Below are 20,719 nucleotides of genomic sequence, written 5' to 3'. Positions count from 1 at the left end.
TAATAGTACATTAATAAGTGTACTAAGATGGAATAATGTTACCTTTAGGAGGTTGGATTTTTAGTAATTGAATTCGAATAAGCAAAATTAATCCTTGTTTTTAGCCATCTTTTCTGCTAATAACATTGCATTGTAAGCATTTACAATCTTACCTGATTTAGATAGGGAAGAAAAAGGGATTGCATTTTTTTGATCATCTAACATAACATTGACTTGATAGAGATTACCAGAATTCAGAATAATCTTTTTCAATTCACTAGCCTTTAAATTAGGGTAATATGACCAAATTAGTGCAGCTAAACCAGAAACAATTGGAGCAGCAAAAGATGTTCCTCCATTGGTTTCATATTCGTTATTTGGACTAGCCACATATATATCATCACCTGGAGCAAAAACATCGACATTACTTTTACCGTAATTAGAAAATGAAGCCAAAATTTTATCATCCATGTGATAAGTATTAGCCCCCACATTAATATAACAATCAGAAATTTCTTTGTTATTTTTTATATCGTTTGGAAAATAGTAATTCTTATCGACATTAATATTATCATTGCCACTAGCGGTAATTAATAAAACATTTTTCTTCGTAGCATATTGAATAGCTTGAGTTACTATTTTTTTATTCATAGAAAACTCTTTACCAAAGCTCATATTAATAACCCTAGCACCATTATCTACCGCATACCTAATTCCATTTGCAACATCATTATCATATTCATCTCCCTTAGGAACAACGCGAATAGGCATTATTTTTACCATATTTGTGATTCCCTTTAATTTAGAGTTATTCTTCCTGTTTGAAGCTATAATGCTCGCCACGTTTGTACCGTGTGACTCTACTTTCAAATCACCTCTTATATCATTGTTTCCATAAAAACGGCTATAATTGGCATCAACATCATTTCCTCTTCCTTGATAATTCAGATTAAGTTTGTAGTTTTTTACAATTTTGTTGTCTTCTTGATAATCAGCTATCCATTTATCATCCATGTTATAATATAAGGATGTAATTCTGTTCATCAAATGTTGTTTTAAAACTTCATCGCCCTTAGAATCAATCTTATAAATATCATCTATGGTATAATTTTCATCAGGAAAATATTTTTTCAAAACTTCGTTTGCTTTTTCTTGATCACTAGCAAATTTTGCTACATATCTTATGTCTTCTTCTAACGTAGCTAAAGCTAATTTATAACTTCGTTTTGCTCTTTTATATTCCGCAAAATATTGTTGATCTTTTAAATCCAGATTTATAGTGTCTTTATCTTTAAAATATCCTTGATACTTTTTTAAAATTCTGACAAGTTCCCAATTCTCATAAATAATATTTTCATTCTTTCTATTGGTTAAAAAGTTCCAACCATTAACGTCATCCACATAACCATTTTTATCATCATCTAAACCATTATTAGGAATTTCATTTTTGTTAACCCAAATAAAATCTTTTATCTCGCTATGATTGATATCTATTCCAGTATCTATGACAGCTACAATCACAGTATCACCCTTTTTGTACTTAAGCATATCATTGTACGCTTTATCCAAACTAATACCTGGTATTGTATCATTAATAATATCCTTATGTTGCCAATGTATGAGTTCCTGTTTTGTTATTGACTTTTTACTATTAATAATAACAAAAGAATTTGTACTAGATTCGATATGCACAGATTTACAACTTATGATCAGTAATAAAAAGATAAATTTAATAGCCTTTGAAAGCATAAGATTTTAATTTTAAAGTCAGTAAATATTGTAAAAATCCCACTATTTCTAGTGGGAAGTATTAATTAATTTTAATTGTCATCCTGTGGTGGAGGTGGAGGTGGAGGTGGAGGGCAAAAAGGTCCACTTGGCGGAGGTGGTGGTGGACAGTTTTTACTCTTTTCATCTATTTTTTCGAATGGTTTGCATAGTGTTTAATTCTTTAATAAAATAGGAAGGATATATACCTGTTTTTTTATAGAAAGCTTTAGAAAACGCTTCAGAATTATTGAAACCTATTTCTTTAGCAATTGCCTTAATTGTGTATTTTCGAAAAATTGAATCTTCTTTTAACTTATTTATTGCAAAATCTACACGAAGATCATTTATATAATTAGTGAAATTTTTTTCTTTAACTGTGTTTATGACTTTCGAAAGATATGACGAATTTGAATTGAAGCTTTTGGCTAAATCTTTTGAATTTAAATTGTTTTTTAAATATCCTTTTTCTTTTTCAAATTGGTCTAATTTATCTAATAAGTCGGCTAGGGTTTCTTTGTTAATAGCGGAAGAACCCGATTGATTATTAGATTCTTTATCATCATCTTGTTCTTTTGTGTTGTCGAGTAATTGCGAAAATCTTTTTTTAAATATTTTTTGACGATAATAGTAATAACCAACACCAAGTAAACTTATGAAGAATAAAAAAGTTATAATAGTATTATAAAAAGATGTTTTCTTTTTTTCTTTCTCTAAATCAGTAATAATTTTTTCTTTTTCTTCAAGTAATAGTGGGGTATCATACTCCTTAGTGATTTTATTCTTTAAGTCGCCAAAGCTTTTGTCTGAAATACTATCCAGATGAATTAGCTTATTGATATAGTGAAGTTGTTGCTTCTTATTTCCCGTATTTTTGTAATGATTTACTAAAGAAGTATATGCATTCCTTGATTCAGGTATCAAATAGTTGTCGAGTTCTGCAATAGAGTCTACTTTTTTATAATACGCTATATATTTTTCTTTATTCGAAGTTGCTTCATAAGATTTTCCTAAATGGAGGTATGCATCAATTAAATTGTAATTCTCAAAAAACCAATTTTTATCCGATTTTTCATAAGTGTTCAAAACGTTATTTATATTAATAATAGAAGAATCATAATCCTTTGTATAATATTGAATTACTCCTTTATGCAATAGAAAAAGATTCTGAATATCTTTACCTTCCGCCATTTTTATTCCTTTTTTGTTAAAAGTTAATGCAGAATCTATTTCTTTATTTTTTCTGAAAGTAATTATTAAATCGGAAAGTGTTACCAAATAACTTAAAGAGTCGTTTTGATCTTTTGAAATTCTTACAGCTTCGTAAGCCAGTGCTTCTTTAAATAGCGTTATGGATTCTTCATAGTTGCCGGTTTTTCTTTTTAGTAGAGCGATGTTATGCTGTATTATTGCTTTGTAATCAAGATCATTTCTTTTTTCAGCCCATTCCAATCCCTTTAAGTAATTATCTAATGTCAGATCAAACATGCCTTTACCACTATAAAAAGTGCCTTTGTTTACATAAAAAGAGGTAGGGTAATATTTGTAATTTGACTGTTTGCCAAATACTATTGCACTGTCTAAATAAGTAATGTATTTTTCAAAATCCTTGGTTTTATAATAGTAAAAAGCCATTTCACGATATCCACTCGTAATGGGGGTTATCTTTTGGTTGGCTTTAGCTTTTTTGAGAAGAGCTTGTACGTAGGGTTTAGCTTTTATCAAGTCAGTCTTAATTAAATTTTTGTAGGTTTTAATAAGAACTTCGTAAGGAAGTTTGGACAATGAATCACTTGATTGTCCAAAACTAAATATTGGGATTAAAACAAAAAGATTAAATATTAAAAGCCTCAAGTATTTCATTGTTTATTCTTTAGATGAGATCAAAAGTATTTAAATCTTTCAGTAGAAAGCAAAATATTGTTAACTATAGACTGAAAAGCTTCTCGTTTTTTATCAATTACGACTTCTGTTTAAAAAAATTACTTGAAGCTATGGGTGATCTTACATATATACAAGGGTGTGACCGATATAAAAACACTTGGGAAGATTGGGATAAAAATCCATTAAAAAAACAGGCTATAGATTATTATGGGTTAAAGGGTTTAGAATCTACTTAGAAAATTGTTAAAGGTTGAAAACCAAGTTTTGTAAATATTAAATAGTATGCTTCTCTGTTACTATTTTTACTATATCAAAATTTTGAATAATACAGTCATAATTAAGAACATAATAAAGGTTGAAAAATCCCTTCTGGGAACAAATATACATATGCTAAATTAGAATTTGTTTTGCTTTTCGACTATCTTTAGAGTAAAAAGTAATTGGATGGTTAGAAATATAACGATGCTCTTCATAGTAGTTTTATGGAGTTCTTGTAATATTGGAAAACAACAAAAAAATGCTACCAATGAGATCAAAGGATGGCAAGAAATCTACAGAAATGATAGCGAAGGAAATCCTTTATCTGGAGATATAAGTGATTTAAAAAAAGCAGTTCGTCAAGGTTGTAACATTAGAGTAGGTTGGGGGATCTATAATGAGTACAAAAAAGATGGACTAAAACAAGTTATCACCGTAGAGCATACTGCACAAGCTCAATTTATGACCATTAGTAAAGGTCATGTTTTTGCTCAATTATCAGAAATTATGGGCCAAGCACCCTCTAGAGAACTACCTCATTTAAACTTAATAAAAACACATTCTTGGTATTCTATTTTAGGAACAACAGGAGAAATGACACAAGTATACCTTGATAACAAAGATGTAAATCAAAGTGATGAGTTTTCTGATAACGTAAAAATGATCTGGTATGTTAATGTCAATGATTGTGATTACAGTAAAAATGATGACCAACCACTATATTAAACCAAACTCACGATGAAAAGAATAGTTTTTTGCTTTGTTTTTTATACACTTTTGTTTTCTTGTAATCAAGTTGAAAAGGATACGTCTAATAGTGCGCAACCTGAATTAGAAAAACAAATGGAAATTACACCGAAACAAGGAATTATAACAAAACAAAGTACTAACAGTTTTGATGATACCTATAATAAATTGGTAACAATTATTGAAGATAATCCGAATCTAAAAATCATAGCACAATTAGATCATCAGGCAAATGCGGCATCTGTTGGACTAGAGTTAAATCCAACTAGAATTATAATGTTTGGAAATCCTAAATTAGGAACTCCATTGATGCAAAGTGCTCAAACTACGGGATTAGATCTTCCGCAGAAAATTTTGGTTTTTCAGGATGATGCTGAGATAGTGAAGATTTCATATAATGATCCTAAATACATACAACAACGTCATGGTATAGATGATATCGAAGAGGTACTAAATAAGATAAGTGGAGCATTGGATAAAATTACTTCGGCTGCAGCAGGATTATAGTAAGATCAAGTTTTTTTAATATTTTGAGAATGAAATTTAGATGTATCTATTACTAATTCTGGATTTTTACTTTGATAGGACCACCACTAGAAACATAGCTTCCGCCGATTTCATCAATGTTAATGTTTAATTCATTGCTGGTACTGATTTCATTAATGTCAATCTTGAGTTTGTCGTAGGTGCTAATACTTTTAATATTTACATCAAGTTCTTCATTAGTTGCTAGTTTAACTGTAATCGTTCCATCTTCGTTAATAGGAATCAATCCATAATTAGGTAATAAAGAACTATCATTAGCATAAGTTTTTGGTATAATATCAATATCTTTTATTGCAATAATGCTTAATGCAATTGCAATAATTGTTAGGATAGATTTTGTATATGTATCAGTTTTCATAATATGATGTTTTATTGATATTATATCAAAAACTACACCGATATGTTATATAATAAATTAACGAAGTAATTTTTTATCCAACGACTCTGTTTGTTCTTTAAAATACCATCCTTCTGTTAGTTTTTGTAAATCAATCTCTAACAATGGATTTACATGGTAATTGATATTCTTTAATGAATAATGCAAAGCAGTTGAAGCATTGTTTATTGAATTGTTTAAAAGTGGTAGATTAAATTTATCAATTCGCATTTCAGTGATAATATCTGTGTAATTATTCTCTAGGGAGATGCGTTTATTTTCTGGATTCAGGTTTCCATCAATATCATTAGGCATTTTTACTTTATTAGAAAGTGATAACCCAAGTCGTTGTATAAATTGAGAATTTATTTTTAAAGAATCTGCATTTTGCGATATGGTATCTGCGTGAATGGAATTCTCTTGTTTTATATATTCTAAAAGTGAAACCTGAAAATAATACTGATATCTAATTTTATTGTCCGATGTTTCTACTATATGTTCTATGGAATTTCGTTTTTTTATAGAATTATCAGAGCACCTTATTAATAGTTTTTTGTTGAGCCGTGTATCACTTAAAATTGAAATCGTTACGGCTTCTAATGGCATATAATTGATCGAATCTACACTTTTACTGATGATATCTTTCAAAATATTTGAACCACGCCAAGGAGATTTCTTAAAAATAGAGGATGCTAATAATCCAATAGATACGAATGGCATAGCGATAGTTCCTAATAGTGATGTTGCCACAAAAGGGACTTTTAATAATATAAACTTTAAGTATTTATTACTTAATAAAACTCCTTTTATACGCGCAATTGATGGATTAAAAAGATTCTTTTCTAGTTCATCAGCATATTGATTTTTATTATTAAAGAAATCGATGCTTTTAATTTTATTGGTAAGTTGATTTTCTAGAGTAGAAAAGCCTTCATTAGCGATGAAAGGGCATTCTGGTCTAAACCCACCAGTAGTTTCTTTTAGAGATAATAAAGTGCTTAAACGGGCGAATTCAAAAGCATATTTTCTAGCTTTTAGAGATGCGAATCCACCAAAAGCCTCAATTTCACTTCCTGGTAATTCTATGGTGTTTAGATTTTTATTAATTGGTAGTATTGCTGCGCGATATGCATTTTCATTTTTCCCATCCGTATTTAATGCAAAATCTGCGATTACTTTAAATACTGTCTGTGCAAAAATATTTTTATCCTCTTTCTTAGTTAGTTGTAGTTTTTCATATACTTTATCAATCTTAAGAGGTTCTGATTTTCGGATTTTTTCATCAATAAGATCTTTAAGAGTTAGTAAATCTTCTTGATGTATTTTAATACAAGTATTTAGATCACCATTTTTGTTATCGCAGTTCTTTTTAATTTCTGCTAAAAAATACATCATAGGATCTCTGGTACCTAAAGATATGATTCCGTTTTTGAGATTTTTAGCAATCTTATTGAAAGCAGTAGCAATAATTTCAATATTTAGATTACTACTCATATCACTATTAGCGTCTAGATAATTGAAGATAGTGTTTCGCAGTTCGAAATTTTCTTTTATGTCAATGATTTTATGTTCTTCTTTGATGCTTCCTTGGTTTGTTAAAACACCTAAAATACTAGAAGTGTTCCCCAGAAGTTTACCTAATTCTTTTTTGAAAGTTACTTCATGGTTGGACATTTTAATAGGAGAGAAGGCCGATACTTTAAATGAATGATATTGTTCTTTTCTAACAATTGGATCTACAAATAGAATGAGTCTTTCTTCGTTTTCGGTAATTCGTCCAAAATCTTGAAAAGTTCCTATTTTAAATGCTTCACGAATCGGTTCATTATTGAAAGTTCCTCCATCAATATATGGGAAATTGAAGCTGTTATAGTCTAGTGTATTTTCTCCTTCTTCTGCAAAAAAACTATTTTGTTTAAAGATGGTATTATCCTTCGATGTATGAGTGTCGATTTCGTTTTGTATTTTGATGAAAGAAGATGGCCAGTTTGTGTTATTATCATTATCACCAAACTCTTGTTTAAACCTTTTTAAGACTACGGGTTCAAAAGCAATAGGAAATGCTCCGCAGCCAAGTGCAGAAGCCGAAATTGTCGCCCAGGCAGATTGATCAGTCATCTTAAAATGTGTTGGGATATTTGGATCGGGAGTATTACAAAATTTTAACCATCTAGAATCTGTTTCTTTTTGCGCTTTTTGCACTTCGTTTTCATCAAACACAAAATCTATAACACGTAATTCTGAATGATTTTCTGACCCTACAGATTTCAAAAAGTTTTGCTGTAATCGATCCTTGTTGGAATTACCGTTTTTAAAAAAATCTATCTCAATTGGTAATAAATTGGTTAAGGAACAAGCAAAAATGACTCGTTTTGGATCTAAAAGCTGTCTTCTCGAAATATCTACTCCATCAGAGGCCATCAAATATTTTTTGGTAAGATCTTCTAGAAGTTTTCTGTCTAGTAAAGAAAAAGATTCATTAGGTTTTGGCTCATAGTCATCCTGAGCTTTGGAACCGTATAGTTTTAAGGAGTTCACTTCGTCTACCCATAATTTATATTGGATCTTTTGAGCAAGTTGTAATGCTTTTAATGTTTCAAACTTATCTTTGTATTCTTCCGCTTTCGAAATATCTCCGTTAAAGTAGTCTCTTATAATTTCATCAAGTAATTCTTTCTGGGTAAGTTGTTCACTAAATAGTGGCATCATTGCTTGGTAATCAATAAGGCATTTAAGCATTATAGTCAAAGCAATTGCACCGGCGCTAGCTCCACTCATTCCATCAACGATTACCTTATCATAATCATTTTTGTTTTTGTCTTTACCATAAAGCACTAATAATTTTAATGCCTCGGTTAATGCCGAACCAGAAAAAGAACCTAAAGAGACTCCTCCTCCCATTGCCAGACAGACACGAAGTGTTTTTCCCATGATTTATTATTTTATGTTGTTTTTATAAAATCTATCTCCGTTTTATTTATCATAAAGTGGAGTTGCAATCTTCAACGTGTAAAATAGGTGTTCTTAATCTCGATTTATATATCTCGATTTTCCCATTTTTTGCTGAGCTTGAGGGATCGATGGGGATGCTTGGGGATTAGATGGAGATGTTGTGTTTTGAGTAGGTTTTTCTGAATTTGGATTAGTATTGTCACTATCCGAATCAGCAGCGGGATTTGGATTACTTGGATCGGGTTCTTCGGTAATACTCTTTGGTTTTTCCAAAGTCTGAGCAGGAGAAATACCAAATAATGTTCCTGCTGCAGCTTTTAATCGCTCTGTAAATTCTTGTGATGCAAAACCCGAAATAATAGCAAGACTCATAAAAGAAACCATTCCTCTAAAAGATATATACTCATTGTCATAGGTAGGATTTGCAGTCGAAGAAATAATTAAGTGTGATATGAAAAATATTAATAATCCAGATATTGCTGCGGTTAATGGTCTTATTAAATAGGGAATAAATAAGTGATCCGGGAACATTTTTTCTTCACGATAAAACTCAAAAATTCCACGCAGATTTGCTAGTACTCCTCCTAACATGCCTGCTAAAAACATAACGACCAACATATCTAAGAAATTTACGGGTTCAACTTCTTTTTCTTTTTCCTTTAATGATGAATCTTTTTTCTCAAGATCTGTTGAAACTGATAAGTTTACTTTTGTTTTAGATAGGGTAGTTTTAGAGGTATCTCTTATAATCGTATCTATTTTTATGGGACTAGCGGGCATCGGTTGTATGTTAACCGAAGAAGAATCTTCAACTGTTTTGGCATTTTCACTTAATCTATTATGTGTATGTTCTTCAGTGAAAAAGTCCTTATCATATACCAGAACATAAAAATAACTGTATAACAATAATACTGAAGTTATTGCTAGAATAACATTGTAAATGATTGTAACAGTTGGTTTCATGATTAAAAACTTTTATTTTTTAGCTTGACTAAAGTTCCATTTAATTCCCGGTTTTAATATAACATCCTCATCACCAGTGATAGCATTTGTTTCTTTTTTGAGTGATACGAATAGTGTAATACTTGGTATAAGATAAGCTTCTGCATATCCACCGAAATCAATACTTTCTTTCATACTATCATGGTAAATCTCGGCAGATAGAATTAATTTCTGTCCATATTTTCTTAATGCAATCCCGCTAATCAAACCATCATTATCCGTGGTCTGTGGTGTTTGATCATATCGATACATGATCATTCCGTTAATACTCATCCCACTTTTACCTAAATCATATTGTCCCACCAACCAAGCTTGATGTCTATAGGTAACAATGCTATCTGTTTTAAAAGAATTGTCTCTAGCTCTTCCGGCAATCGCATAACCAAGAGCAAGTGAACCTCCAGCTTTTTCCATATAGCGTGTTTTAGCATTGATGTATGCTTGTTTTAATGCTGGATTGTCTACTACAGTTCCTTGGTCGTCAGAGTTCATAGGTCCTGGTTCATCAGAGTCGTTTGGAAGAAGAGCATTGTCAATATCTTGTCCTAGTTGTTGATCAAATATGAGATCTTTGCTATCAAAAAGAGTTGCTCTTATCCCTCCAGAAAATAATAGGTCATCCGGAAAGTCCATTGAATTTATGGTTGCAAATGAGAGTTGAAGATTTGCTAGAAATCTCTTTCCATAATTATTTCGATATTCTTTTACGTTTTTTAACCTCCCTCCAAATGTGAAATATGGGTTGAAATCAAAAGCTAATCCTGGACTAACTTCATTTCCACTAAGAAAATTACTGGCCAATTGTGTAATGATTTCTTGAGGAGTACTAGCACGCATAATAGTAGTTGGATTAGCATCCAATACAGCAAAAGCAGGGCTTTCTGGAACGTTATAGTCTAGTTTAAAAGAATATGCTTCCTGATTATCACCGGGCTGTTCAGAATCTTGTGAATACCCTGTGATCAGCATTAACAAGAATATACAAATTGAGCAACTTATTCTGTATCTTTCCATAAGTCAGATGTTGAGAAATTATCATTAATAAGATGCTTAAAGATAACATGACTACCAAATTTTAATTGTTTTCCATCAGAACATTTAGGTACAAGACGTGAAGAGTCTTTTGCCCAGCGTTTTTTCTCGTCTTGAATTACTGTAATACTAAATTCTCCTCGTTCTACATTATTGATCATAGAACAAGCATTTATAGACCAAGCAAGAGAATCATTTTCAATATCACTTGGCTTTTCTAGAAGAATAAATTCATCTACTCCATCATCTCCAGTAATTACATTAAATTTTTCTTTCTTTTCCCACTTTCCATTCTGCAATTCCCAAAGAATAAATATGGAACCAGATCTAATCCCATTATTAGCGGTTACCTTAACCTTTAAGGCACCTCCATCAGGGTCAATTAGACAATAATTTGATTTTGGCATGACGGGTATGGTTTTAAGTTATTGATACTTTTTGGTTTATTAAATTCAAATATAGATATGGACCTATTATATATTTATGACCTTAGTATACTATGAACACCAAGACTCATTGTATAATTAAATATGGTATGAAACTACAAATTAAATCCGAATCTAAATTACATTAAAACCGTAATGTTTTTCTCAGGTAAATACCCCTATTTTTATTCAAAATAAATAGGTAAATACCCTTTTAACAAGTGACCCTTGTATGCAATAAGTTGATGTTACCAATTAGTAATTTGAGAATTGTTTTTAGAGACTTTTATTTCTAAGTATATAGTATCTACTTTTTTGTAACTATGAATTCCGTTTTTACTATTTGTAATCCTTTTCTTATTTCTTCGAATTTGTCTTTTTATTTTCTTCCATTCCTTATCATTATATACTAAGTCACTATTTTTATTAGTAGTTACATTAGTATCATTAGGGGTGTCTTCTACTATGTTATTATTTTCTGTGCTAACTTGCCCAAATGTATTTTGACCAAACCAGATTAAAACCACTATCATTACCATTTTAAATCTCATAACTTTTCTTTTTTATATAATTGGTTGATTTTCAGATGCTAATTTACATTATATATAAAGTTGTTTCCAGAGGGAAAACACCCCTTTTTTTAATAGTGTATATTCCCTTACCCTAAAAAAGGTTCTGATTTATAGCGAATTATAAAAAAAAAGATCGCCTGAAAAGGCGATCTTTTTTTAATTTATAATAATGTGGTATTTAATTTACCAGCCAGATAATTGTGATTCTTTGCTACTTAAAGTCGGTATAGTAACAAAAATAGTATCAACTACCTTAGAAGCAAAAATCTCTCCTCCATTATTGATTCTTTTTTTAGTATCTAATATTTGTTTTTTTATATCAGCCCATTCTTCATCACTGTAACTTGCGGAAGAAGTAAAACCTTGTTGTTCTGATGCTCCTTGTTCAGAAGTTTTAATAATAAGTCTATCCGCAGAAACTGAATTATCTTGATTATAAGATCCTTCTTCAATTTTTACATCAACCTCTTTTATAGATTTTGTATTGGTTTTATAGTCTTGTCCAAAGGATAAGCTAAAAACACAAAACATAATGAAAGTAATTCCAATTTTTAATCTCATTTTAGTACTTTTTGATAATTTGATCATTGCGCCTTAAATATATCTTTTATTAATAACAGGCAATTCAATTATTTAGTATTCGTAGGTCATGTTATAGTATCCGACTACATTAGAAAAATGACTAATTTTTAAAAGTTAGATATATAAAGTATTGGAGATTATAAAGTTACATTAAATAAATTATATTTTAAAAGCTTTTTTTACTTGATCAACATAATCTAGTTTTTCCCAAGTAAATAATTCTACTTCTTTTTCTACTTTTCCAGAATACGGGCTTTCAAAAACTTTGGTAACTAGTTTTGGTTCTTTTCCCATATGTCCATATGCTGCAGTTTCTTTATATATCGGGTTACGTAGTTTTAAACGTTCTTCTATTGCAGCTGGTCTCATGTCAAATATTTCAGCTACTTTTTCTGCGATTTCTCCATCAGTAATACCTAACGTGCTTGTGCCATAAGTATCTACGAAAATAGAAGTAGGTTCTACTACTCCAATGGCATAAGAAACTTGAACTAATGCTTCATTTGCAACACCAGCAGCAACTAAATTTTTAGCTATATGCCTAGATGCATAAGCTGCAGAACGGTCAACTTTACTAGGATCTTTTCCAGAAAAAGCACCTCCACCATGAGCACCTTTACCTCCATAAGTGTCAACAATAATCTTACGTCCAGTAAGACCAGTGTCTCCATGCGGTCCTCCGATTACAAATTTGCCGGTAGGATTTATATGATATGTTATTTGATCATTAAATAAATCCTGAATATATTTTGGTAATTGAGAGACAACTCTAGGAATCAAAATAGAAACGATATCATTTTTTATTTTTGCAAGCATAACATCATCGTCTATATCAAAATCATCATGTTGAGTAGATACAACAATTGCAACAATACGTTGTGGTACATTGTCATCACTATACTCTATAGTAACTTGACTTTTAGAATCAGGACGCAAATATGGAATTTCCGTACCTTCTCTTCTTAGTTTAGCAAGTTCAATAAGGATTTTATGAGAAATATCTAATGCTAATGGCATGTAGTTTTCAGTTTCCTTGGTTGCATACCCAAACATCATTCCTTGGTCACCTGCTCCTTGCTCTTCTTTAGTTTCTCTATCAACACCTTGATTGATATCCTGTGATTGCTCGTGTATAAGAGAAATTACACCACAAGAATCCCCACTGAATTGGTAGGCTCCTTTGGTATACCCAATTTCATTAATTACTTCTCTTGCAATTTGCTGTACATCTAAATATGTTTTTGATTTAACCTCTCCAGCAAGAACAACTTGACCAGTAGTTACTAAAGTCTCACAAGCTACCTTCGAATCTTTATCAAAGGCTAAAAAGTTATCTAGTAAAGCATCACTAATTTGATCTGCCACTTTATCCGGATGTCCTTCAGATACACTTTCTGAAGTAAATAAATACGCCATTTTTTGTTGTTTTTATAGAATAAACTATAATAAATTATGACAAGATTGCAATAAAGAAGCTTTCGATAATTATAGTATTGTACCGAACTGCTTTAGCATTTATTTTCTGAATTGATTCTATCAGTTTTGATATGAATACTATGATTTCAGCTCTTTAGGGTTGCAATCAGTCAAATCTATCCCTTTTTAATAATGCGGCAAAGGTAAAAAAAATGATAATATTGGAAAGGATTTAACGTATCATTAATTTTCTTCCAATAAAAAAAACCTTTTGAGGTTGATTTTTTCGATCAAAACAATTTTTATGGAAATTGTTTTTAGTTTAAAAATAATTACTAGCTTTGCCTTGAAGTTTCTTATACATATTAGTAAGTTATTAAGAAAGGTGGAGGGAATAGACCCTATGAAACCTTAGCAACCCTTTAGTTATAAAGAAGGTGCTAAATTCTATTCGTCATAGACGAAAAAGATAACTCGATACAAATTACAGTACTTGTAATTGTCGTTTCCTTTCTTTTTAATTTTCTATACCATACACTTTAAGAGTGTTTGATGTATTTGAATTTTATCAATTATTTAAAATTTAAAATAGAAAATTATGAGTGCACAAAAATTTGCAACAGAAGCTTTACACGCGGGACATGATGTGAAAAACAATGGAGGAACAAGAGCGGTTCCTATTTATCAGACTACTTCTTACGTTTTTAATGATGCGGATCATGCGGCTAATCTTTTTAATCTATCCGAACCAGGTTTTATTTATACTCGATTAAATAATCCGACAAACGATATTTTAGAACAACGATTGGCTACAATAGAAGGCGGTATTGCTGCTGTAGTTACGGCATCTGGAACAGCAGCTATTAATACTACGTTGCTAACATTACTAAAATCAGGAGATCATATTGTAGCTTCTAGTAGTTTATACGGAGGAACTTATAATCTTTTAAACGTTACATTACCTAGGTTTGGAATAACAACTACGTTTGTTGATCCTTCGGATTCTGAGAATTTTAAGAATGCTGTACAAGAAAATACAAGGGTTTTCTTTGTAGAATCATTAGGTAATCCAAAATTAGATGTATTAGATCTTAAAGCAATTTCCAAAGAAGCAAAAGCATATAAAGTTCCACTTATTGTCGATAACACAGTGGCTACTCCAGCTTTATTAAACCCAATAGAGTATGGTGCTAATATTGTTATTCATTCATTAACAAAATACATAAGTGGAAATGGAACTTCTTTAGGAGGGGTTGTTATAGACGCAGGAACTTTTGATTGGTCAAGTGGCAAATTTCCTGAGTTTACTGAACCTTCTCCAGGATATCATGGATTAGTATATCACGATGCATTAGGTGCTGCTGCTTTTATTGCTAAGGTAAGAATAGAAGGATTAAGAGATTACGGAGCCGCACTAAGTCCTTTTAATGCATTTCAGATTTTACAAGGGTTAGAAACTTTGGAGATTAGAATTAAAAAACATAGTGAAAATGCCTTGTCATTAGCAAAATGGTTAAAAGAGCAAGATGAGGTTACTTGGGTAAAATATCCAGGATTAGAAAGTGATACGTATCATCAACTTGCAAAAGAATACCTTCCAAAGGGGCAGAGTGGTATTGTTACTTTTGGAATAAAGGGTGGTTTCGATTCAGCAAAAACAGTTGCAAATGAAACCGAGATATTTTCTTTATTAGCAAATATAGGAGATTCAAAATCTTTAATTATTCATCCTGCAAGTACTACACATCAACAATTAAACGAGGAACAACAAGAATCAACGGGAGTAACACAGGATTTAATACGACTTTCTGTTGGTTTAGAAAATATAGAAGATTTAAAAACAGATCTAAAAAGCGCATTTTCTAAAGTAGCTGAAAAAGTAAAGTAATTAAGATTGACAAGCATTGAGATACTAACCCTTTGTTTTCAGATTAGAAGAAGGGTTAGTAACACTCTTTATAAATAGTAATATGCTCCAAAAAATTGAAATATTAGATTTTATAACTACCAAAGGGCAAAAAATAGAGCGAGTTCCATTGTTTTATGAAGTGTTTGGTAAACCTTTATTAGAGGGCCCAGTAGTTTTGGTTAATCATGCGTTAACAGGTAATTCTGATGTTTGTGGACCGAATGGTTGGTGGAATGGATTGATTGGACAAGGTAAATGTATTGATACAGATAAGTATACAGTGCTTTCATTTAATATTCCAGGTAATGGATATGATGGTGAAGAAAAAAATTTAATCACCGATTATAGACTTTTTAGAGCTAGGGATATCGCAGCGATTTTTGAAAAAGCTTTAAAAAAACTTAATGTTCGAAAACTATATGCTGCTATCGGAGGATCTGTTGGAGGAGGTGTTGCTTGGGAACTTGCAGCGTTAGCACCAGAATTGATTGATCATTTAATTCCAGTTGCTACAGACTGGAAATCTACGGATTGGTTAAAAGCTAATTGTTTAATACAAGAGCAGATTTTACTAAACTCTAAGAATCCTGTTCATGATGCAAGATTACATGCAATGCTTATTTATAGATCACCAGAGTCATTTAAAGAAAAGTTTAATAGGACTTTTAATGATGAAAAGGGAATTTATAATGTGGAAAGTTGGTTGTTTCATCATGGAAAAAAGTTAAATGAAAGATTTACTCTTTCCGCATATAAAGAGCTGAACTATATACTTGCCAATATTGATATAACGGAAGGGAGAGGATGTTTTAAGGATTTGGCGGCTAATATCAAATCCAATATTCATATCGTGAGTGTTAATTCTGATGGCTTTTTTACGGCAAAAGAAGATGAGATTACTTTTCAGGAGTTAAAGGAAGTAAAACAAAATGTTTGGCATCATACAATTGATTCGGTTCATGGACATGATGCGTTTCTTATAGAATTTGACCAACTGAGTAGGTTGTTGTCAGATGTATTTTAAAATAAGACAAAATGAAGATTTTAAAGTTTGGAGGGAAATCACTTGCTAATGGTGAAGGTATCCATAAAGTGGTTGATATAATAGAAGATAAGGTTAATAATGGTGAGTTAATTACTGTTGTGCTTTCTGCTAGAGGGAAATCTACTGATCAATTAGAAGAAATATTGAATAAGGCTGTTAAAAATGAAAGTTATCAAGAACAACTACAGGCTTTTAAACAATATCAAATAAATGATTACGGTAGTTTTAAAGTTGATGAGGAGTTTGAAACATTGGATAAACTTTTTGAAGGAGTTTCTTTGTTAGGTGATTACAGCAAAAGAATTAAAGATCAAGTATTATCTCAAGGAGAAGTAATCTCTGCTAAGTTACTTACTCACATACTTAAAGAAAAAGGAATAAAAGCCAATTTCACAGATAGCAGAGAGTTAATAAAAACCGATGGTAAGTTTGGAGAAGCGCAACCGTTAGATAAGCTATCTAAAGCAAATGTTATTAAACATTTTAAAAAATATAATGGTTCAACGGTTAATATTGTAACTGGTTTTATTGCTTCTAATACTAATAATGAAACAACAACTTTAGGAAGAAATGGAAGTAATTATACTGCTGCGCTGTTAGCCAATTACTTAGATGCAGAAGAGTTACAGAATTTCACCCATGTAAGTGGAATTTACACAGCGAATCCAGATTTAGTAAGTGATGCAAAAAAGATTGAAAAATTATCTTTTACTGAGGCAAATGAGTTGGCGTATTTTGGAGCTAATATTCTCCATGCTAAAACTATAATACCATTAATTGAAAAAAATATTCCTCTTCGTATTCTAAATACATTTGACGGTCATAATGATGGAACATTAATTACTGCAGAGAATAGTAATAAAGGAATAAAATCTCTTTCTGTTTTAGAGAATGTTTCTTTAATCAATTTAGAAGGGAGAGGACTTTTAGGAAAAGTAGGAGTGGATGCTAGAATATTTAAGGCGTTAGCTTATAAAGATATCAGTGTAAGCATTATTTCACAAGGTTCGTCCGAGAGAGGAATAGGTCTTGTTGTAACTTCAGAAAAAGCAATAGAAGCTAAAAAAGTTTTGGAACAAGAGTTCGAAGTGGATTTTCATAAGCAAGATGTAAATAGAATTACGATAATAAATGAAGTTTCTGTAATTTCTATTATAGGACAAGATTTAAGTACATTTCATAAACCTTATAATTCCTTAATTAAAAACCAGGTAACCCCATTACTTTTCAACAATACAGTTACAGGTAAGAATGTAAGTTTAGTTGTATATAAAAGTCAACTTCATAAAGCTCTAAATGTTATTCATGGGGAGATTTTTGGAGTAGCAAAGAAAATAAATATTGCTGTGTTTGGACATGGACTTGTTGGTGGAACTTTGATAGATCAAATTTTAAAATCTGCAGATGATATTGAAAAGAGAAAAAAGATTGATCTTAATATTTTTGCGGTTGCAAATTCTAAAAAAGTACTTTTTAATAAAAATGGAGTTGATACTAATTGGAAAACTGATCTGAAAGTAGGAAACTCTTATGGTATTGAAGATGTTATAAAATTTGCTGATGAGCATCATTTAGAAAATCTGATCGCTGTAGATAATACTGCTAGTAAAGAATTTACTGAAAATTACAGTATTTTGATTGAGAATGGATTTGATTTGGTGTCTTCTAATAAAGTGGCAAATACGCTAAGTTTTGATTTTTATAAAGAACTTAGAAGAAAGTTAGAAGAATTTCAAAAACAATATCTGTACGAAACTAATGTTGGTGCTGGATTGCCCTTAATAGATACTATTAAGTTGTTACATTTATCTGGAGAAAACATTACTAGAATCAAAGGAGTATTCTCCGGTTCATTAAGTTATTTATTTAATACTTTTTCTAAAGAACAAAGACTGTTTAGTAAAGTGCTGCAAGAGGCTATTGATAAAGGATTTACAGAACCTGATCCTCGAGAGGATTTATGTGGTAATGATGTAGGAAGAAAATTATTGATTTTGGCTAGAGAACTTGACTTGAGTAATGAATTTGTAGATGTCAATATTCATAATTTAATTCCTGATGGTTTAAGAGAAGGAGAAGCTGATTCGTTTTTGGGAAGGTTGAAAGAGTTAGACCCGGTATATCAAAAAATAAAAGAAGAACAGAAACCCGATCATGTTTTGCGATATATTGGGGACTTGCACGGTGATTTATTTGAAGAAAAAGGAATTTTGGATGTTAAATTAGTATCTGTTCCCGAAAGCAGTGCGTTAGGACAAGTAAAAGGTTCCGACTCTATATTCGAGATTTATACAGAGTCATATGGAGATCAACCTATAGTGATACAAGGAGCGGGAGCGGGAGCTGCGGTTACTGCCAGAGGAGTTTTTGGAGATATATTGAGGTTAACTGAAAAAAGATAAATTATAATAACTACGAATTAAAGTTATTTCTAGTTTATGAAAGATATTTGAATTTTTAAAAAAAGAGAACGTAGTTACTGAGCGTGATCTCAATTTTTAATGTATTTATAAGTGATTAAAAATATTTGAACATATGAAAATAGAATTGAAAAGAATAGATGATGATTATCATTTTGAACTAAAAAATGAAAGAGGTCATATCACCTATATTGATAGCAAAGCAGAAGTTGGAGGTCATGATTTGGCACCAAGTCCTATGGAATATGTATTGATGGGGGTAGCCGGTTGTAGCGCTATTGATGTGATTTCAATACTTAAGAAGCAGCGTCAAGAAATTACAGATTATAGAGCAGAAGTTGATGGCTCAAGAGTGGAAGTTGATGGAGCAAAACCATTTAAAGAGATTTCCGTTACGGTTTATTTAGAAGGAGAAATAGCCCCAGAAAAAGCTAAAAGAGCAGCACAATTATCATTCGAAAAATATTGTTCCGTGTCTAAAACATTGGAGCCTACAGCTACTGTAACTTATAAGGTTGTAGTTAATAATGAAGAAGTATGAGCTTAAAAAGCCAAAATTTTGAAACGCAAGCGGTAAGGACTCAAACTGAGAAAACTCAGTTTTTAGAACACTCTACACCGATGTATTTAACATCTGGATTTGTTTTTGAAGATTCTGAAGAAATGAGAGCTGCCTTTGCAGAAGAGAAAGATCGTAATTTATATAGTCGTTTTAGTAATCCCAATACCACAGAGTTTGTTGATAAAATCTGCAAATTAGAAGGAGCAGAGGATGGTTATGCATTTGCAACAGGAATGGCTGCGGTGTTTTCTACATTTGCTGCATTATTAAATGCAGGAGATCACATCGTTTCTGCTAGGTCAGTATTTGGATCAACACATTCTTTATTTACGAAGTATTTTCCTAAATGGAATATAGAAACAAGTTATTTTCCAGTTAATGAAGTTGATACAATAGAAAGTTTAATCCAGCCTAATACAAAAATCATTTATGCAGAATCTCCAACAAATCCAGGAGTAGATGTATTGGATCTGGAATTGTTAGGTAAGATTGCAAAAAAGCATGAATTGTTATTGGTTATTGATAATTGTTTTGCAACACCATATTTGCAAAATCCGATAAAGTTTGGAGCTGATCTTGTGATCCATTCAGCTACAAAATTAATTGATGGGCAAGGACGCGTATTAGGAGGAGTAACTGTTGGTAAAAAGGAATTGATAAGAGATATTTATTTGTTTTCTCGCAATACCGGGCCTGCATTATCACCATTTAATGCATGGGTGTTATCCAAAAGTTTAGAAACTTTGGCTGTTAGGGTAGATAGACATTGCGAGAATGCTTTGAGACTGGCAGAGTTTTTAGAATCACATCCTAAGGTAAATTGGGTGAAATATCCTTTTCTTAAATCTCATCCGCAATATGAGGTAGCAAAACGACAAATGAAATTAGGAGGAAATATTGTTGCTTTTGAAGTTACGAATGGAGTACAAGGAGGGAAAACTTTTTTTGATAGTATTAAAATGTGCTCACTTTCTGCAAATCTGGGTGATACTAGAACGATTGTTACGCATCCTGCTTCTACAACACATAGTAAATTAGCAGTTGAAGATAAATTAGCTGTTGGTATTACAGACGGAATGGTAAGATGTTCTGTAGGTTTGGAACATATTGATGATATTATTGGAGATATTACACAAGCACTAGAAGAAATATAATTTTTCTTACAAGTGTAATCTCATTTATAATTAAATAGAAAGAACTTTCAAATCATTACTAATATGATTTCTTTATAGATAACAATGGAAC

The 20,719-nt window shown here is 31.2% G+C and carries 19 protein-coding genes and 1 riboswitch; of the genes, 9 read left to right on the top strand and 10 right to left on the bottom strand.

The window, feature by feature from the left end; genetic code table 11:
- Positions 1-87: 87 nt before the first annotated feature.
- A complete protein-coding gene (locus NMK29_RS16935; RefSeq protein ID WP_108802056.1) occupies positions 88-1,728 on the bottom strand; it encodes a S8 family serine peptidase in 1,641 nt (546 codons plus the stop codon).
- Between the two features lie 75 nt (positions 1,729-1,803).
- Between NMK29_RS16935 and NMK29_RS23815 the strand changes: the two genes are divergently transcribed.
- Entirely contained in the window at positions 1,804-1,926 is a 123-nt protein-coding gene (locus NMK29_RS23815) for a hypothetical protein (RefSeq protein ID WP_255411744.1), read from the top strand.
- Here NMK29_RS23815 and NMK29_RS16930 read toward each other — a convergent pair.
- Positions 1,891-3,609: an AraC family transcriptional regulator gene (locus NMK29_RS16930; protein WP_108802055.1), complete on the bottom strand. Its 1,719-nt coding sequence runs from the start codon at positions 3,607-3,609 to the stop codon at positions 1,891-1,893. The genes NMK29_RS23815 and NMK29_RS16930 overlap by 36 nt on opposite strands.
- A gap of 131 nt (positions 3,610-3,740) precedes the next feature.
- Between NMK29_RS16930 and NMK29_RS23810 the strand changes: the two genes are divergently transcribed.
- The 3 genes from NMK29_RS23810 to NMK29_RS16920 all read left to right on the top strand — a co-directional run bounded on the left by NMK29_RS23810 (position 3,741) and on the right by NMK29_RS16920 (position 5,142).
- Positions 3,741-3,866: a hypothetical protein gene (locus NMK29_RS23810; protein ID WP_255411743.1), complete on the top strand. Its 126-nt coding sequence runs from the start codon at positions 3,741-3,743 to the stop codon at positions 3,864-3,866.
- 208 nt (positions 3,867-4,074) lie between these two features.
- On the top strand, positions 4,075-4,614 hold the full coding sequence (locus NMK29_RS16925) for a hypothetical protein (protein ID WP_108802053.1): 540 nt from the start codon (positions 4,075-4,077) through the stop codon (positions 4,612-4,614).
- Positions 4,615-4,626: 12 nt separating this feature from the next.
- Positions 4,627-5,142: a DUF302 domain-containing protein gene (locus NMK29_RS16920; RefSeq protein WP_199915023.1), complete on the top strand. Its 516-nt coding sequence runs from the start codon at positions 4,627-4,629 to the stop codon at positions 5,140-5,142.
- Positions 5,143-5,194: 52 nt separating this feature from the next.
- On the opposite strand, the gene NMK29_RS16915 is transcribed toward NMK29_RS16920, so the two are convergent.
- The 8 genes from NMK29_RS16915 to metK all read right to left on the bottom strand — a co-directional run bounded on the left by NMK29_RS16915 (position 5,195) and on the right by metK (position 13,538).
- Positions 5,195-5,539 (bottom strand): hypothetical protein, encoded by a 345-nt coding sequence (locus NMK29_RS16915; protein ID WP_108802052.1) that lies wholly within the window; start codon positions 5,537-5,539, stop codon positions 5,195-5,197.
- A 57-nt stretch (positions 5,540-5,596) separates the two neighbouring features.
- A complete protein-coding gene (locus NMK29_RS16910; protein ID WP_108802051.1) occupies positions 5,597-8,488 on the bottom strand; it encodes a patatin-like phospholipase family protein in 2,892 nt (963 codons plus the stop codon).
- A 93-nt stretch (positions 8,489-8,581) separates the two neighbouring features.
- Positions 8,582-9,472 (bottom strand): hypothetical protein, encoded by an 891-nt coding sequence (locus tag NMK29_RS16905; protein ID WP_108802050.1) that lies wholly within the window; start codon positions 9,470-9,472, stop codon positions 8,582-8,584.
- 12 nt (positions 9,473-9,484) lie between these two features.
- The gene (locus NMK29_RS16900) at positions 9,485-10,525 is read right to left on the bottom strand and encodes a hypothetical protein (RefSeq protein WP_159092095.1); all 1,041 of its coding nucleotides are present in this window, start codon (positions 10,523-10,525) and stop codon (positions 9,485-9,487) included.
- A complete protein-coding gene (locus NMK29_RS16895) occupies positions 10,507-10,950 on the bottom strand; it encodes a hypothetical protein (RefSeq protein WP_108802048.1) in 444 nt (147 codons plus the stop codon). Before NMK29_RS16895 ends, NMK29_RS16900 begins: the two co-directional genes overlap by 19 nt.
- A gap of 266 nt (positions 10,951-11,216) precedes the next feature.
- Positions 11,217-11,519 carry a hypothetical protein gene (locus NMK29_RS16890; protein WP_159092094.1) on the bottom strand — a complete coding sequence of 101 codons (303 nt, stop codon included), beginning with the start codon at positions 11,517-11,519 and terminating at the stop codon, positions 11,217-11,219.
- Between the two features lie 204 nt (positions 11,520-11,723).
- Positions 11,724-12,101, bottom strand: a complete 378-nt coding sequence (locus tag NMK29_RS16885) for a hypothetical protein (protein WP_108802046.1) — start codon at positions 12,099-12,101, stop codon at positions 11,724-11,726.
- A gap of 180 nt (positions 12,102-12,281) precedes the next feature.
- A complete protein-coding gene (gene metK, locus NMK29_RS16880) occupies positions 12,282-13,538 on the bottom strand; it encodes a methionine adenosyltransferase (protein WP_108802045.1) in 1,257 nt (418 codons plus the stop codon).
- A 370-nt stretch (positions 13,539-13,908) separates the two neighbouring features.
- Positions 13,909-14,014: riboswitch (SAM riboswitch) on the top strand.
- Between the two features lie 122 nt (positions 14,015-14,136).
- Here metK and NMK29_RS16875 point away from each other — a divergent pair.
- The 5 genes from NMK29_RS16875 to NMK29_RS16855 all read left to right on the top strand — a co-directional run bounded on the left by NMK29_RS16875 (position 14,137) and on the right by NMK29_RS16855 (position 20,628).
- Positions 14,137-15,426, top strand: a complete 1,290-nt coding sequence (locus tag NMK29_RS16875; protein ID WP_108802044.1) for an O-acetylhomoserine aminocarboxypropyltransferase/cysteine synthase family protein — start codon at positions 14,137-14,139, stop codon at positions 15,424-15,426.
- An 82-nt stretch (positions 15,427-15,508) separates the two neighbouring features.
- Positions 15,509-16,471 (top strand): alpha/beta fold hydrolase, encoded by a 963-nt coding sequence (locus NMK29_RS16870; protein ID WP_108802043.1) that lies wholly within the window; start codon positions 15,509-15,511, stop codon positions 16,469-16,471.
- An 11-nt stretch (positions 16,472-16,482) separates the two neighbouring features.
- Positions 16,483-18,894, top strand: coding sequence for a bifunctional aspartate kinase/homoserine dehydrogenase I (gene thrA / locus NMK29_RS16865; protein ID WP_108802042.1), 2,412 nt, complete (start codon positions 16,483-16,485; stop codon positions 18,892-18,894).
- A gap of 133 nt (positions 18,895-19,027) precedes the next feature.
- Positions 19,028-19,453, top strand: a complete 426-nt coding sequence (locus NMK29_RS16860; RefSeq protein ID WP_108802041.1) for an OsmC family protein — start codon at positions 19,028-19,030, stop codon at positions 19,451-19,453.
- Positions 19,450-20,628, top strand: a complete 1,179-nt coding sequence (locus NMK29_RS16855) for a PLP-dependent aspartate aminotransferase family protein (protein ID WP_108802040.1) — start codon at positions 19,450-19,452, stop codon at positions 20,626-20,628. The genes NMK29_RS16860 and NMK29_RS16855 overlap by 4 nt, the downstream gene beginning before the upstream one ends.
- The last annotated feature ends 91 nt before the right edge of the window (positions 20,629-20,719 follow it).

This window comes from Aquimarina sp. Aq107, from assembly GCF_943733665.1.
Lineage (GTDB): Bacteria > Bacteroidota > Bacteroidia > Flavobacteriales > Flavobacteriaceae > Aquimarina.
Note: the sequence above shows the minus strand (reverse complement) of the source record. Positions and strands in the feature narration are given on the sequence as shown.

Excerpts from the sequence above, each read along its gene's own strand:
- NMK29_RS16935 (WP_108802056.1), bottom strand. The coding sequence starts at position 1,728 with ATGCTTTCAAAGGCTATTAAATTTATCTTTTTATTACTGATCATAAGT.
- NMK29_RS16930 (WP_108802055.1), bottom strand. The coding sequence starts at position 3,609 with ATGAAATACTTGAGGCTTTTAATATTTAATCTTTTTGTTTTAATCCCA.
- NMK29_RS23810 (WP_255411743.1), top strand. The coding sequence starts at position 3,741 with ATGGGTGATCTTACATATATACAAGGGTGTGACCGATATAAAAACACT.
- NMK29_RS16925 (WP_108802053.1), top strand. The coding sequence starts at position 4,075 with ATGGTTAGAAATATAACGATGCTCTTCATAGTAGTTTTATGGAGTTCT.
- NMK29_RS16920 (WP_199915023.1), top strand. The coding sequence starts at position 4,627 with ATGAAAAGAATAGTTTTTTGCTTTGTTTTTTATACACTTTTGTTTTCT.
- NMK29_RS16915 (WP_108802052.1), bottom strand. The coding sequence starts at position 5,539 with ATGAAAACTGATACATATACAAAATCTATCCTAACAATTATTGCAATT.
- NMK29_RS16910 (WP_108802051.1), bottom strand. The coding sequence starts at position 8,488 with ATGGGAAAAACACTTCGTGTCTGTCTGGCAATGGGAGGAGGAGTCTCT.
- NMK29_RS16905 (WP_108802050.1), bottom strand. The coding sequence starts at position 9,472 with ATGAAACCAACTGTTACAATCATTTACAATGTTATTCTAGCAATAACT.
- NMK29_RS16900 (WP_159092095.1), bottom strand. The coding sequence starts at position 10,525 with ATGGAAAGATACAGAATAAGTTGCTCAATTTGTATATTCTTGTTAATG.
- NMK29_RS16895 (WP_108802048.1), bottom strand. The coding sequence starts at position 10,950 with ATGCCAAAATCAAATTATTGTCTAATTGACCCTGATGGAGGTGCCTTA.
- NMK29_RS16890 (WP_159092094.1), bottom strand. The coding sequence starts at position 11,519 with ATGAGATTTAAAATGGTAATGATAGTGGTTTTAATCTGGTTTGGTCAA.
- NMK29_RS16885 (WP_108802046.1), bottom strand. The coding sequence starts at position 12,101 with ATGAGATTAAAAATTGGAATTACTTTCATTATGTTTTGTGTTTTTAGC.
- metK (WP_108802045.1), bottom strand. The coding sequence starts at position 13,538 with ATGGCGTATTTATTTACTTCAGAAAGTGTATCTGAAGGACATCCGGAT.
- NMK29_RS16875 (WP_108802044.1), top strand. The coding sequence starts at position 14,137 with ATGAGTGCACAAAAATTTGCAACAGAAGCTTTACACGCGGGACATGAT.
- NMK29_RS16870 (WP_108802043.1), top strand. The coding sequence starts at position 15,509 with ATGCTCCAAAAAATTGAAATATTAGATTTTATAACTACCAAAGGGCAA.
- thrA (WP_108802042.1), top strand. The coding sequence starts at position 16,483 with ATGAAGATTTTAAAGTTTGGAGGGAAATCACTTGCTAATGGTGAAGGT.
- NMK29_RS16860 (WP_108802041.1), top strand. The coding sequence starts at position 19,028 with ATGAAAATAGAATTGAAAAGAATAGATGATGATTATCATTTTGAACTA.
- NMK29_RS16855 (WP_108802040.1), top strand. The coding sequence starts at position 19,450 with ATGAGCTTAAAAAGCCAAAATTTTGAAACGCAAGCGGTAAGGACTCAA.